This window comes from Brevundimonas fontaquae, from assembly GCF_017086445.1.
In the GTDB taxonomy this organism is placed as follows: domain Bacteria; phylum Pseudomonadota; class Alphaproteobacteria; order Caulobacterales; family Caulobacteraceae; genus Brevundimonas; species Brevundimonas fontaquae.
Window position 1 is genome coordinate 121,416 of record NZ_CP070968.1, and the last position, 12,921, is coordinate 134,336.

14 protein-coding genes are annotated in these 12,921 nt (G+C 68.0%); 12 read left to right on the top strand and 2 right to left on the bottom strand.

All coding sequences use genetic code 11. The features are described 5' to 3' along the window. Positions 1-32 precede the first annotated feature (32 nt). Entirely contained in the window at positions 33-1,079 is a 1,047-nt protein-coding gene (gene obgE / locus JX001_RS00610; protein WP_205681884.1) for a GTPase ObgE, read from the top strand. On the opposite strand, the gene JX001_RS00615 is transcribed toward obgE, so the two are convergent. Beyond that, positions 1,080-2,213, bottom strand: a complete 1,134-nt coding sequence (locus JX001_RS00615; RefSeq protein ID WP_205681885.1) for an AI-2E family transporter — start codon at positions 2,211-2,213, stop codon at positions 1,080-1,082. It lies immediately after the preceding gene. Between the two features lie 97 nt (positions 2,214-2,310). Here JX001_RS00615 and JX001_RS00620 point away from each other — a divergent pair, with 97 nt between their 5' ends. From JX001_RS00620 to JX001_RS00665, 10 genes are read left to right on the top strand one after another with little or no spacing between them, the layout of a single operon-like run. Next, positions 2,311-3,873, top strand: coding sequence for a helicase HerA-like domain-containing protein (locus tag JX001_RS00620; protein ID WP_205681886.1), 1,563 nt, complete (start codon positions 2,311-2,313; stop codon positions 3,871-3,873). Between the two features lie 49 nt (positions 3,874-3,922). Further along, positions 3,923-4,483, top strand: a complete 561-nt coding sequence (locus JX001_RS00625; protein WP_205681887.1) for a NifU family protein — start codon at positions 3,923-3,925, stop codon at positions 4,481-4,483. A gap of 46 nt (positions 4,484-4,529) precedes the next feature. After that, positions 4,530-5,210 carry a tRNA (adenosine(37)-N6)-threonylcarbamoyltransferase complex dimerization subunit type 1 TsaB gene (gene tsaB / locus JX001_RS00630; RefSeq protein WP_205681888.1) on the top strand — a complete coding sequence of 227 codons (681 nt, stop codon included), beginning with the start codon at positions 4,530-4,532 and terminating at the stop codon, positions 5,208-5,210. Then, the gene (rimI, locus tag JX001_RS00635; RefSeq protein ID WP_205681889.1) at positions 5,207-5,650 is read left to right on the top strand and encodes a ribosomal protein S18-alanine N-acetyltransferase; all 444 of its coding nucleotides are present in this window, start codon (positions 5,207-5,209) and stop codon (positions 5,648-5,650) included. The genes tsaB and rimI overlap by 4 nt, the downstream gene beginning before the upstream one ends. A 27-nt stretch (positions 5,651-5,677) precedes the next feature. Next, a complete protein-coding gene (locus JX001_RS00640) occupies positions 5,678-6,163 on the top strand; it encodes a Fur family transcriptional regulator (protein ID WP_017505496.1) in 486 nt (161 codons plus the stop codon). Between the two features lie 43 nt (positions 6,164-6,206). Then, positions 6,207-7,643, top strand: coding sequence for a tRNA (N6-isopentenyl adenosine(37)-C2)-methylthiotransferase MiaB (gene miaB / locus JX001_RS00645; RefSeq protein WP_241004697.1), 1,437 nt, complete (start codon positions 6,207-6,209; stop codon positions 7,641-7,643). Continuing rightward, positions 7,643-8,629 carry a PhoH family protein gene (locus tag JX001_RS00650; protein ID WP_055754567.1) on the top strand — a complete coding sequence of 329 codons (987 nt, stop codon included), beginning with the start codon at positions 7,643-7,645 and terminating at the stop codon, positions 8,627-8,629. Before miaB ends, JX001_RS00650 begins: the two co-directional genes overlap by 1 nt. Beyond that, positions 8,626-9,072 carry an rRNA maturation RNase YbeY gene (ybeY, locus tag JX001_RS00655; protein WP_205681890.1) on the top strand — a complete coding sequence of 149 codons (447 nt, stop codon included), beginning with the start codon at positions 8,626-8,628 and terminating at the stop codon, positions 9,070-9,072. Before JX001_RS00650 ends, ybeY begins: the two co-directional genes overlap by 4 nt. Before the next feature lie 4 nt (positions 9,073-9,076). Further along, positions 9,077-10,714, top strand: coding sequence for an apolipoprotein N-acyltransferase (gene lnt, locus JX001_RS00660; protein WP_205681891.1), 1,638 nt, complete (start codon positions 9,077-9,079; stop codon positions 10,712-10,714). Between the two features lie 17 nt (positions 10,715-10,731). Further along, positions 10,732-11,139, top strand: coding sequence for a helix-turn-helix domain-containing protein (locus JX001_RS00665; RefSeq protein WP_205683019.1), 408 nt, complete (start codon positions 10,732-10,734; stop codon positions 11,137-11,139). 3 nt (positions 11,140-11,142) lie between these two features. Here the strand turns inward: JX001_RS00665 and greA are convergent, their stop codons facing one another. Continuing rightward, the gene (greA, locus tag JX001_RS00670) at positions 11,143-11,622 is read right to left on the bottom strand and encodes a transcription elongation factor GreA (protein WP_026108478.1); all 480 of its coding nucleotides are present in this window, start codon (positions 11,620-11,622) and stop codon (positions 11,143-11,145) included. A 64-nt stretch (positions 11,623-11,686) separates the two neighbouring features. On the opposite strand from greA, the gene JX001_RS00675 reads away from it, so the two are divergent. Beyond that, positions 11,687-12,916: a TIGR03862 family flavoprotein gene (locus tag JX001_RS00675; RefSeq protein ID WP_205681892.1), complete on the top strand. Its 1,230-nt coding sequence runs from the start codon at positions 11,687-11,689 to the stop codon at positions 12,914-12,916. The last annotated feature ends 5 nt before the right edge of the window (positions 12,917-12,921 follow it).

The window sequence follows — 12,921 nt, forward strand, 5'->3', positions numbered from 1 at the left end:
AATTCGCCGCGCTTCTGCGGCATAAGCCCGCGATGAAGTTCCTCGACCAGGCCAAGATCTATATCCGCTCCGGCAACGGCGGCGCGGGCTCCGTGTCGTTTCGACGCGAGAAATTCATCCCGAACGGCGGGCCGGACGGCGGCGACGGCGGCAAGGGCGGGGATGTCTGGATCGAGGCGGTCGACGGTCTGAACACCCTGATCGACTATCGCTATCAGCAGCATTTCAAGGCCCAGACCGGCCACCACGGCCAGGGGCGCCAGATGCACGGCGGCAAGGGCGAGGACGTGCATCTGAAGGTGCCCGTCGGCACCCAGGTGCTGGACGAGGACAAGGAAACGGTTCTGCTGGACATGGATACGCCAGGCAAGATGGAGCTGCTGCTGAAGGGCGGCAACGGCGGCTGGGGCAATGTACGCTTCAAGGGACCGACCAATCAGGCGCCGACCTACGCCAATCCTGGTCAGGAAGGGCAAGAGCGCTGGATCTGGCTGCGGCTGAAGCTGATCGCCGACATCGGTCTGGCGGGCCTGCCCAATGCCGGCAAGTCGACCTTCCTGTCGGCCGCAAGCGCCGCCAAGCCCAAGATCGCCGACTATCCGTTCACCACCCTGGCCCCGAACCTGGGGATGGTGGACCTGTCGCCGTCCGAGCGTTTCGTCATCGCCGACATTCCCGGTCTGATCGAGGGCGCCAGCGAAGGCGCGGGACTGGGCACGCGCTTCCTTGGTCACGTCGAACGCTCGGCCAGCCTGATCCACCTGATCGACGGCACCCAGGACGACGTGGTCGAGGCCTACCGTATCATTCGGGGGGAGCTTGAAGCCTATGGCGAGGGTCTGGCGGACAAGGCCGAGATCCTGGCCCTGAACAAGATCGACGCCCTGACGCCCGAGGCGCGCGAGGAGAAGGCCGCTGAACTGGAGGCCGTAGCCGGTCGCCGTCCCATGCTGGTGTCCGGCGTGTCGGGCGAGGGTGTGCCCGCCCTGCTGCGCGCCGCCTGGGCCGAGGTGAAGAAGACGCGCGGCGCCTTGGCCGGCGACAGCGACGCGGACCAGATCAGCGGCTGGCAGCCCTGATCAGGCCTCCGCTGCGGGTTCCGGTTTGGGTTTGCGGCGGGTCGATTTGGGCCTGTCGGTCGTCTTGCCCTCGTTCGCATAGGGCTCGCCGTCGCCCGACAGCAGGATCGCCATCCACCGCGAGCCCTTGAACTCGGCCAGGATCGCCATGGCCATGACCGCCAGCGGCGTCGACAGGAACATGCCGACCACGCCCCACAGCTTGCCCCAGAAGGCCAGGGCAAGCAGCACCACGACCGGGTCGATGTTCTGGTTGTCGCCCTGCATGCGCGGCTGGATGAAGTTGCCGACGACGAACAGGATGACCTGCAACCCCACCAGCAGGATGGCGGCGGGCCAGTAACTTTCGAACTGGACCAGGGCGAACAGCGGCGGCGCAAGGCCCGCGACGGCCCCGCCCAGCACGGGGATGAAGCCGACGATGAAGATGACGAAGGTCCAGAACTCGGCATTCTGAAGCCCGACCGCCCGCATCAGAATCCAGGCGACGACGCAGATCATCGCGCCGGTCACCGACTGCACCCAGATATAGCCCTCGACCCCGCCGCGCACGCGCTGGAACACCGCGACCGCCTCGTCGCGCTGGGCCTCGGACGGGAACATGGCGATGATCTTGCGCCGGAACCCAACCTGAGAGGCCAGGAGAAAGCCCAGATAGATCAGGACGAAAAAGGCGCCCGAGGCGATGCCCTGCACCTGGAAAGCCATGGAGGTCAGCCAGCCGCGCACATCGACGCCGTTGATCAAATCCTGCGCCGTGGGCGGATTGGCCAGACGCACCAGCCCATAGGCGTCGCGAATTATCTGATCGATGCGCGGGCCGATGTTCTGGGACACGCCGGACGCCTCGCCGAAGAAGCCCGCCGCCCCGTTCACGATGATGGCGATGGAGGCGAAGAAGGCCAGCACCACCAGCGTCAGGGCCGCGATCCCGGCCATGCGGCTGTTCAACGGCGTGCGCGCCTCGACCGACCGCTTCACCCCATCGATCATGATCAAGAGAAAGATGGCCATCGCCAGCGGCGTCAGAATGTCCCGCAGCCAGTAGATCGCCGCCCCGGCCGCCACCGTGGCGATGACGCCGAGAGCATTGCGAGCGGCGACCGAGGACGGCGTGGCGATGGGGTTTTTCATGACCGTGTTGTCGAACCGCCCGCCGTCGCCGTCAATCGCTGTTCCGAGCGCGCGGGGAACGCGCTAGACCTTTGCCGGAGCCCCATCGGAGACCCCAATGCCCGACGCCCTGCCCGGCCTGTTCCTCGGCCAGTCCGACGCCGCCCAGCCGGAAAACCTGTTGTTCAACCGCGCCAACCGCCACGGCGTCGTCGCCGGCGCGACCGGGACAGGCAAGACGGTCACGCTGCAGATCATGGCCCAGGGCTTTTCCGACGCCGGGGTGCCGGTCTTCTGCGCCGATGTGAAGGGCGACCTGTCGGGCATCTCCCAGGTGGGTGCGCCGAATGAGAAGCTGATCGCCCGCGCAGCCGAGATGGGCCTGACCCTGACGCCGCGCGCCGCCCCCACCGTCTTCTGGGACCTGTACGGGCAGAAGGGACATCCGATCCGCACCACCGTGTCGGAAATCGGCCCGGTGCTGATGGCGCGGATGCTGAACCTGAACGACGTGCAGGAGGGCGTGCTGACCGTCGTCTTCCACGTCGCGGACAAGGAAGGTCTGCTGCTGCTGGACCTCGACGATCTGAGAAGCCTGCTGGTCTATGTCGGTGAGAACGCCGAGCGGATCGGGCGCGAGGTCGGCAACGTCGCCCCCGCCTCCATCGCCGCCATCCAGCGCGCGCTGTTGCAGGTCGAGCAGCAGGGCGGCGACGCCTTCTTCGGCGAACCGGCGCTGAAGCTGGAAGACATGATCCGCGTCGGCCTGGACGGCCGGGGCCAGGTCAATGTGCTGGATTCGACCCGGCTGATGAACAGTCCGCGCCTGTATGCGGCCTTCCTGCTGTGGCTGCTGTCGGAGCTGTTCGAGCAGCTTCCCGAGGTGGGCGATCCGGAAAAGCCGCGCCTGGTCTTCTTCTTCGACGAGGCGCACTTGCTGTTCAACGACGCCCCGCGCGCCCTTTTGGAAAAGGTCGAACAGGTCGTGCGCCTGATCCGGTCAAAAGGCGTCGGGGTCTATTTCGTGACGCAAAATCCGGCCGATATCCCCGACAGCGTCTTGGCCCAGCTGGGCAACCGCATCCAGCACGCGCTTCGCGCCTATACACCGTCCGAGCAGAAGGGGCTGAAGGCCGCCTCGCAGAGTTTCCGAGCCAACGCCGCCTTCGACACGGCCGAGGCCATTCAGGGTCTGGGCGTGGGCGAGGCCCTGGTGTCCGTGCTGGACGAAAAGGGCGCGCCGACCATCGTGGCCCGCACCAAGATCCGCCCGCCGGCCTCGCGCCTGGGTCCCGCGACCGATACTGAGCGCGCCGCCGTCATGGCCGCCAGCCCGGTGCGGGGCCTTTACGAGCAGGTGCTGAACCGCAAATCCGCCGCCGAAATCCTGGCCAATCGCCACAGCGCCGCCGATCAGGCTGAAGTTCAGGCCAAGGCGCAGGCCGAGGCCGACAAGGCCGCCGCCATCCAGGCCAAGGCCGATCAGAAGGCCGCCGAAGCGCGGGCGAAGGCTCAGGCTCAAGCCGAAGCGCGGGCGTCGCGCGAGGCCGCGAAGCCTGCGCGTCGATCCACCCGCGAAACCCCGGTCGAGGCCCTGACCAAATCGGTCCTGCGCACGGCCGGGTCGACCCTGACCCGCGAGCTGATGCGCGGTCTGCTGGGCGGGTTGAAGCGGCGCTAGGTTCCGCTCGGGTCTTGCAACGGGGCGGGGGCGAGCGCATCTCCCGCCCATGTTCATCCAGACCGAACCCACGCCCAATCCGAACGTGCTGAAGTTCCTGCCCGGCCGCGATGTCTCGCCGACCGTCGCGCTGGAATACCGCACCATCGACGAGGCGACGGCCTCTCCGCTGGCTGAGGCCTTGTTCGAGCTGGAAGGCGTCGACGGCGTCTTCTTCGGCGCGGACTACGTTTCCGTCACCCGTCAGCCCCAGGGGCCGGAATGGTCGGAGATGAAGGCGCCGATCCTGGGCGTCGTCATGGATCACTTCGTCTCGGGTCAGGCGCTGACGCGCGGCGCCGGCGGCGAAAACGACGGCCATGCCGAGGACGACAGCGAGATCGTCGCCGAGATCAAGGCCCTGCTGGACAGCCGCATCCGACCCGCCGTAGCCCAGGACGGCGGCGACATCCTGTTCGATTCCTTTGACGAGGCGACCGGCGTGCTGAACCTGCGGATGCGCGGCGCCTGCGCCGGCTGCCCGTCGTCGTCGGCGACCTTGAAGGCCGGGGTCGAGCAGATGATGCGCCACTATGTGCCCGAGGTGACGCGGGTCGAGCAGACCCTCTGATCCGGACGCGGTGGCGGTTCTGCAACGCGCCGCCTAGAAGACGCCCATGAGACTTCTGGTGATCGATACGGCGCTCGGCGCCTGCACGGCGGCGGTGTTCGAGGACGATCGCGCGCTCGCCGTGCGCTTCGAGCCGATGACCAAGGGACATCAGGAACGGATCGGCAGCCTGGTGCGCGACGTCATGGCCGAGGCGGGCGGCGGTTTCGACAGCCTGGACCGGATCGGCGTCACGGTCGGACCGGGCTCGTTCACCGGTCTGCGCGTCGGTCTGGCCTTTGCTCAGGGTCTGGGCGCGGCGCTGGATCGGCCGGTCGTCGGTCTGTCGGCGCTGGACGCGCTCGCCGCCTCGCTCGCCAATCACGACGGCCCCATCGCGGCCCTGATCGATGCGCGGCGCGGTCAGGTTTATGCGCGCCTCTTCGCCGACGGTGGGCCGCTTGGCCCCGATGAAGCGTTGTCGGTGGAAGAGGCCGCGCGGCGGATCGCCGACATCGGACCGGGCGTCGCCTTGGTCGGCAATGGCGCAGCGGTCGTGACGCAGGCCTTTCCCCACCTGACCTTCGCGCATCTGGACGACCGGGTTGCGCCGTCGCCGGAAGCGCTGGCGCACCTGGCCGCCGTCGCCGATCCTGCGACCCAGCCGCCCCGTCCGCTCTATCTGCGCGCGCCCGACGCCACGCCGCCCAGCCGCCTGCCGGGTCAGCCACGCCAGCTCGCGTCATGACGGCGGCGGACCCCGCCTCACTCGCCGCCCTGCACGCCCAAGCCTTTGCCGCGCCGTGGGGCGCCGACACCTTCGCCGATCTGTTGTCGCAGCCAGGCGTGCTGGCGGTCAGCGAGTCCGACGGCTTCATCCTGATCCGGACCGTGGTCGACGAAGCGGAAATCCTGACCCTGGCCGTGGCGCCATCCGCGCGCCGCCACGGACTGGGGCGACGTCTGGTCGAGGCGGCGGCCGTCGCTGCGGTCCAGGCCGGCGCGACGCGGCTGTTCCTGGAGGTCGCCGACGACAATATCGCCGCGCGCGGCCTTTATGAGCGAACCGGTTTCGACCCGATCGGTCGCCGCAAAGCCTATTATGCGGGGGCCGACGGATCGCGGACCGATGCGGTGGTGATGAGTCGCGACCTCTGTGCGCCTGACGCCAACCTGACGCTTCCCTGATGCGATCCAAGCCCCTATTCTAGGCGCATGGACCGGATCGAAAAACTCTGCGCCGAGCGCGGCATGCGTATGACCGAACAGCGCCGGGTGATCGCCCGGGTGCTGTCCAACGCCGCGGACCACCCGGATGTCGAGGAGCTGTATCGCCGCGCCTCGGCCATCGATCCGCACATCTCCATCGCCACCGTCTATCGCACCGTGCGCCTGTTCGAAGAGGCGGGCGTGGTCGAGAAGCATGATTTCGGCGACGGCCGCAGCCGCTATGAAGAGGCCGGCGACGATCACCACGACCACCTGATCGACACCAAGTCGGGTGAGGTGATCGAATTCTTCGACGCCGAGATCGAGCGGCTGAAGAACGAGATCGCGGAGCGGCTGGGCTTCCAGCTGATCGGCCACAAGCTGGAGCTTTACGGTGTGGCCATCGAAGGCGCAGAGCCGTCCAAGCGCGAAGGTCTGATCTTCACCCGCCACGCGGCGCGCGTCGATCCCGCCGATGTGGATGCGGGCTGACGCTCGGCTTGTCGCGACGCTTGCGGGCGATCATAAGCCCACGATGACCGAGACCCTGGTTCCTCAAGTCGAGACGGCGCCCGAAAAGCGTCTGTTCATCAAGACCTACGGCTGTCAGATGAACGTCTATGACTCCGAGCGCATGGCCGATGTGCTGCGCCCGCTGGGTTATGGCGTCACCGACGACGTGAAGGCCGCCGACTTCGTCATCCTGAACACCTGCCACATCCGCGAAAAGGCGGCCGAGAAGATCTATTCCGAGCTCGGCAAGCTGCGCGAGATGCGCGACATCCGGCGCGAGACCGGCGGAGACCTGACCATCGCCGTCGCCGGCTGCGTCGCCCAGGCCGAGGGCGAGGAGATCATGCGTCGCCAGCCGGCCGTCGATATCGTCGTCGGTCCCCAGGCCTATCACCAGTTGCCCGAGCTTCTGACCCGCACGGCGCGGGCGCGGGGCGAGCGGATCGGCGCCGACTTCGCTCCCGACGACAAGTTCGACGCCCTGCCTGCGGCCCGCTTCACCGAGGGGCCGACCGCCTTCCTGACGGTGCAGGAGGGTTGCGACAAGTTCTGCACCTTCTGCGTCGTGCCCTATACGCGCGGCGCGGAGTGGTCGCGGCCGATGGCGGCGGTGCTGGAAGAGGCGCGGCAGTTGGCGGATCGAGGCGTGCGCGAGGTCACCCTGCTGGGCCAGAACGTCAACGCCTATGACGGCGAGCGGCCGGACGGGCGCAAGGCGACCCTGGCCGAACTGGCCTATGCCTTGGCCGAGATCCCCGGCCTGGACCGCATCCGCTATACGACCAGCCATCCCAACGACATGGCCGATGAGTTGATCGCCGCGCATGGCGATCTGGACGCCCTGATGCCCTATCTGCACCTTCCGGTTCAGGCGGGGTCGGATCGGATTTTGCGGGCGATGAACCGCAAACACGGGCGTCAGAAATATTTCGACCTGATCGACCGAATCCGCGCCGCGCGGCCGGATATCGCCATCGCGGGCGATTTCATTGTCGGCTTCCCGGGTGAGACGGATCGGGAGTTCGAGGACACGCTGGATCTGGTGCGGCGTGTGAACTACGCGGGGGCGTTCGCCTTCGCCTATTCGTCGCGGCCGGGCACGCCGGCGGCGGGCATGGGCAAACAGGTCGAGCCGGAAATCGTCAAGGATCGACTGCATCGTCTGATCGCCCTGCTGACGGAACAGCAGACTGCTTTCAACGCGGCGCAGGCCAACCGGACGCTGAACGTGCTGTTCGACAAGCCGGGACGGCACGGCCACCGTCGCCAAGCGATCGGTCGATCCCCATATCTTCAATCGGTCCACGTCGATGACGCGGATCATCTGATCGGGCAGATCGTTCCGGTCGAGATCATCGCCGGCCAGCAGAACAGTCTGTCGGGCCGGCTCATAGCAGACGGGCTCAAACAGCCGGGTCGCGCAGGCTCGGCGACAGCCCAAAGAGAAAAGGCCGCTTGATGGCGCGTGAGTCTGAATTCGTCCCCTTGAACGATGCCGAACTGCGGGCGGTCATCGGGCCGAACAGTCGCCACGTCGCCCTGATCGAAGACGCGTTCAAGGTGCTGGTCGAGGCCCCGGGCGGCGGGGTCTCCGTCAACGGCGGCGCACGCGACCGCACGGACGCCCGCCAGGTGATCGAGGATCTGGCCAAGCGCGCGGCCCTGGGCGCCGAAGTCACCGAGGCCGACGTCCGCGCGGCGCTGGGCCAGGCGCGCGGCGGTCGCGGCACGCCGGGCATGGCGGCGGCGGGCGTGTCGCTGCCGGGCGGCAAGCGCGGCGCCATCGTGCCCAAGACAAAGGCGCAGGCCGCCTATCTGGACATGCTGGGCCGGTGCGAACTGAGCTTCGGCGTCGGCCCGGCGGGCACCGGCAAGACCTTTTTGGCGGCGGCCTATGGCGCATCGCTGCTGCGGCGCGGGCAGGTGGACCGGCTGGTCATTACCCGCCCGGCGGTCGAGGCGGGCGAGAAGCTGGGCTTCCTGCCCGGCGACCTGAACGAAAAGGTCGATCCCTATCTGGCGCCGATCTGGGAGGCGCTGAATGACATTCTGGGCGCCGAGGACGTGCAGCGGCGTCGCGACAAGGGCGAGATCGAAGCCGCCCCGATCGCCTTCATGCGCGGCCGCACGCTCAGCCATGCCTTCGTCATTGTCGATGAAGCGCAGAACACCAGTCGTCTGCAGATGAAGATGGTGCTGACGCGCTTGGGCGAGGGCGCGCGGATGGTTGTGACGGGCGATCCGTCGCAGATCGACCTGCTGAACCCGCGCGATTCCGGTCTGGCCCACGCCCTGCGGATACTGGACGGGGTTCAGGGCGTCGGCATCCTGAAGTTCGAGGCGTCCGACGTGGTGCGTCACGCCATGGTCGAGCGGATCGTGCGCGCCTATGACGCCGACGCTGCGCGCGGACGCCCCGCCCCGGACCTCGAAGACCCCGCATGATCGAGATTGAAGTCGAGGCGGAGGCCTGGACCGGCGTCCTGCCGGACGTCGAGGCCATCGTGGAGCGCGCGGCGCAGGCCGCGCTTGGCACGGTGGAGGGCGATATCGTCGTCCTGCTGACTGACGACGCCGCCGTGCGCGAGCTGAACGGCCGGTTTCGCGACAAGGACAGGCCGACCAATGTCCTGTCCTTCCCGGCGCCGGAGAACGCCTTTCCGCATCTGGGCGACATCGTCCTGGCTTACGGCGTCTGTGCGACCGAGGCCGAAGCGCAGGGCAAGACCCTGGCCGATCATCTAAGCCATCTGGTCGTCCACGGCGTGCTGCACCTCTTGGGCCGCGACCACGAAGACGACGCCGAGGCCGAGGAGATGGAGGCTGAGGAGCGCGAAATCCTGGCCCAGATCGGCGTCGCGGACCCCTATCTCGCCAAGCAGGACTGATCCGATGTTCCCCGATGCCCTGCTGGACCGTTTCGCGGCCCCGATCCGCGCCCTCCCCGACAGGAAACGCGCCCTGACGTGGCGGCTGATCCGCATCGTTCTGGCGCTGCTGGCCGGCGCCGGGACGGCCTTCGCCCATCCGCCGTTCGGAGTGCTGATCGGGCTTTTGGGCTATCCGCTGCTTATGATCCTGTCGGAGCGGTCCGACACAGCGCGCGGCGCCTTCTGGATGGGGTGGCTGGCGGGGTTCGCCTATTTCTTCGTCGGCTGCTGGTGGGTGGCCGAGGCGTTTTTCATCAATCCTGAACAGGCGTGGATGGCGCCGTTTGCGGCCAGCCTGCTGCCGGCGGGCCTTGGGCTGTTCTGGGGAACGGCCTGCGCCCTCTATCGTCAGTTCGCGCCGCTGGGCGCCGTGCGGGTGCTGTTGTTCGCCGCCCTGTTCTGCGCCGCCGAATGGCTGCGCGGCCATGTGCTGACGGGCTTTCCCTGGAATCCGGCCGGCGCGACCTGGCGCGCGGGCGGCGGCATGTCCCAGTTCGCCTCGGTCGTCGGCGTCTATGGGCTGAGCCTTGTAACGGTCGCGGCCACGGCGGCCTTCGCGCCTTTGATCGGACCGGGAGACAAGCGCAGCCGCCTGATCTCTACGGGCTTGGGCGCCTTGGCCCTGATCGCCGTCGGCGGGTTCGGCGCTGTCAGATTGGCGCAATCGGATCTTCAGTTCACCGACACGGTCGTGCGCCTCGTTCAGGCCGATGTGAAGCAGGAAACCAAATGGTCGCCCGAGGCCTATCGCTCCATTGTCGATCGCTATGTCGCCCTGACCGGTCAGGCGGCGACGCGGACGCCCAATGTCGTGGTCTGGCCTGAAGGCGCCCTGCCCGCCTCGGCCAACGACGTTTTCGCGTCAGCCGACGCCCAAGCCATCGCGGGCGCCCTGCGTCCCGGACAGACCCTGCTGATGGGCCTGGCGCGCGCCGAGCCGGACCTGACCGCGCCTGAGGGCGCGCGCTATTACAACAGCCTGTTCGCCCTGGCCGACGAAGGCGGGGCGGGCCTGAGGGTCGCCGCCGTCTATGACAAGCACCGGCTGGTGCCGTTCGGCGAATACCTGCCCTTGGGGTCGATCATGACCTCCATCGGCCTGCGCAGCCTGGTGCATATGCCCAGCGACTTTTCCGCCGGACCGACGCCGGCCCCGATCTCTGTTCCCGGCGCCCCGCCAGCCCAGGTGCTGATCTGCTATGAGAGCCTCTATCCCGGCTTCACGCCCGGCGCGACCGGGCGGCCCGAGTGGATCGTCAATGCGTCAAACGACGCCTGGTTCGGCGCGACCTCGGGCCCGCGCCAGCACCTGAACCTGGCCAGCTATCGCGCGATCGAGACCGGTCTGCCCATCGCGCGGGCCACCCCGACCGGCATTTCGGCCATGATCGACCCGTGGGGACGAATCGTCGACGGGCAACGGCTGGACCCCGGCGTCATGGGCGTTATCGACGCCCCCCTGCCCCGTCCGACGGGCGTCACGCCCTACGGTCGATTCGGCGACCTTCTGTTCTTCATCGGCTTTGCGGCAGCGCTCGTCCTATCCTTGTGGCCGTTGATTTTACGATCTAGGGTTCGCTCGAACGGCGCAGCGATTTGAGCATTTCGGGGGACGTCATGGCGCGTGAAAAGGACGAGGATCCGCATCCTGTCGATCGCCATGTCGGCCGTCGCGTTCAGGAAAAGCGTCTGGACCTCGGTCTGACCCAGACCGCCCTCGCCAAGGCCGTCGGCGTCAGCTTTCAGCAGGTGCAAAAGTACGAGAAGGGCACGAACCGCGTCTCGGCCTCGAAACTGTTCGAAATGGCCGAGTTCATGAAGGTCGGCATCCCCTTCTTCTTCGACGGTTACAGCAGCGCGACGGTCGGCGTCGCCGAAGAGGCGACCGCCTTCGACCACGAGCACCGCCCGACCAAGACCAGCGTCGAGATCACCCGCCTGGCGCCGCGCCTGCCCGCGCGCAAGCAGAAGCTGATCCTGGACATGATGCGGGATATGCTGGGCGACGAAGACGCCCAGAACTGAGGTCTAGCCGACCGCGACGATCTCGGCCGACTGACCGGCCACCGTCACCTCGTCGCCGACCCTTTTGCCCATGACGGCGCGGGCGAGGGGCGAGACATGGCTGACCGAGCCTGCGGCCGGATCGGCCTCGTCTTCGCCGACGATGCGCCAGGTCTGGGCGCGCCCATCCTCGCGCTCGATGGAGACGGAACCCCCGAACCGCACGGCCCCATCGTCCTCGGTCGGCGCGATCAGTTGGGCCGAAGCGCGCCGTGCGGACCAGTAGCGGAGGTCCCGCGTCGCGCGCGCCATGGCGGTGCGGTCGCTCTCGATCGAGCCTTGCACCTGGGCGGCGGTATAGGCGGCGCGGGCCGAGGCCAGTTCGGCCTCGATCGCGGCCAGCCCCTCGGGCGTGACCAGATTGGGATGGGGCGAGATCGGGCGGTCCGCCAGGTCGGCGGCGGTGGCTTCCAGATCTTCTTCGCGGGTGAAGGCAACGCTCATGACACGGAACATAGCGACGACGACGCCTATAGCCAGCGCGGCCGCAAGCGCGCAAAGCCACGCCATGCAACAGTCGCCCAGTCTTACGACCTCTCGCACCGTTCATGTGATCGGCGCCGGTCCCGCCGGATTGATGGCGGCCGAACGGCTGGCGCAGGCAGGGGTGGCGGTCGTGGTGCACGACCGGATGCCGTCCGTGGCCCGCAAGCTGCTGATGGCCGGACGCGGCGGGCTGAACCTGACCCATTCGGAACCGCTGGACCGGTTCATGACGCGCTATGGTCCCGCCCAGCCGACGGCCGCCGCCTGGATCGATCGGTTCACGCCTGCCGACCTGACCGACTGGGTCGAGGCCCTGGGGCAGGAAACCTTCGTCGGCTCAAGCGGGCGGGTGTTTCCCAAGGCCATGAAGGCGTCGCCCCTGGTACGGGCCTGGCTCGCGCGGCTTGAGACGCAGGGGGTCGATATCCGCACGCGCTCGCGCTGGACTGGTTGGCGCGACGGCGCGCTGGCGTTCGAGACGCCGGAGGGCGAGAGGCTGGAACGACCCGACGCTGTGGTCCTGGCTTTGGGCGGCGCCAGCTGGCCGCGTCTGGGTTCGGACGGGGCCTGGGCGCCTTGGCTGGAAGCGCAGGGCGCGTCAGTGTCGCCTTTCCGACCGGCCAATGTCGGCTTCGATGTGACCTGGTCGGCGCTGTTCCGTGATCGGTTCGCGGGCCAGCCGCTGAAAGGCGTCGCTGTCACCCATGGCGACCGGACGGCGCGGGGCGAGGCGATGATCGCCCGCTACGGCATCGAGGGCGGCGCCATCTATGCGCTGTCCGCCGCGCTCAGGACGACGGTCGAGACGGAGGGGCGCGCCGAGATCCAGATCGACCTGAAGCCGGATGTGGCGGTCGGAAAACTGACCGACCGTCTGTCGAAGCCGCGCGGCAAGGCCAGCTTGTCGAACCATCTGCGCAAGGTTGTCGGACTGGAGTCGGCCGCCGTCGCCCTGCTGTATGAGGCGGCCCCCCTGCCCGCCTCGCCTCGGGCCTTGGCCGAACGGATCAAGGCCATGCCGCTGACCCTGAGCGGCGTTCAGGGACTCGAACGGGCGATTTCCTCGGCGGGCGGCGTGGTGTTGGACGGCGTGGACGAACGGCTGATGCTGGCGGCGCGACCGGGTGTCTTCGTCGCCGGCGAGATGCTGGATTGGGAGGCGCCGACAGGCGGCTATCTGCTTCAGGCCAGCTTCGCCTCCGCCGTCGTCGCAGCCGAGGGCGTCATCGACTGGCTCGACAGCCGGAACTGAGAAAG

Bases quoted from the DNA above. Each gene is read 5' to 3' on its own strand.
- obgE (WP_205681884.1), top strand. From the start codon at position 33: ATGAAGTTCCTCGACCAGGCCAAGATCTATATCCGCTCCGGCAACGGC.
- JX001_RS00615 (WP_205681885.1), bottom strand. From the start codon at position 2,213: ATGAAAAACCCCATCGCCACGCCGTCCTCGGTCGCCGCTCGCAATGCT.
- JX001_RS00620 (WP_205681886.1), top strand. From the start codon at position 2,311: ATGCCCGACGCCCTGCCCGGCCTGTTCCTCGGCCAGTCCGACGCCGCC.
- JX001_RS00625 (WP_205681887.1), top strand. From the start codon at position 3,923: ATGTTCATCCAGACCGAACCCACGCCCAATCCGAACGTGCTGAAGTTC.
- tsaB (WP_205681888.1), top strand. From the start codon at position 4,530: ATGAGACTTCTGGTGATCGATACGGCGCTCGGCGCCTGCACGGCGGCG.
- rimI (WP_205681889.1), top strand. From the start codon at position 5,207: ATGACGGCGGCGGACCCCGCCTCACTCGCCGCCCTGCACGCCCAAGCC.
- JX001_RS00640 (WP_017505496.1), top strand. From the start codon at position 5,678: ATGGACCGGATCGAAAAACTCTGCGCCGAGCGCGGCATGCGTATGACC.
- miaB (WP_241004697.1), top strand. From the start codon at position 6,207: ATGACCGAGACCCTGGTTCCTCAAGTCGAGACGGCGCCCGAAAAGCGT.
- JX001_RS00650 (WP_055754567.1), top strand. From the start codon at position 7,643: ATGGCGCGTGAGTCTGAATTCGTCCCCTTGAACGATGCCGAACTGCGG.
- ybeY (WP_205681890.1), top strand. From the start codon at position 8,626: ATGATCGAGATTGAAGTCGAGGCGGAGGCCTGGACCGGCGTCCTGCCG.
- lnt (WP_205681891.1), top strand. From the start codon at position 9,077: ATGTTCCCCGATGCCCTGCTGGACCGTTTCGCGGCCCCGATCCGCGCC.
- JX001_RS00665 (WP_205683019.1), top strand. From the start codon at position 10,732: ATGGCGCGTGAAAAGGACGAGGATCCGCATCCTGTCGATCGCCATGTC.
- greA (WP_026108478.1), bottom strand. From the start codon at position 11,622: ATGAGCGTTGCCTTCACCCGCGAAGAAGATCTGGAAGCCACCGCCGCC.
- JX001_RS00675 (WP_205681892.1), top strand. From the start codon at position 11,687: ATGCAACAGTCGCCCAGTCTTACGACCTCTCGCACCGTTCATGTGATC.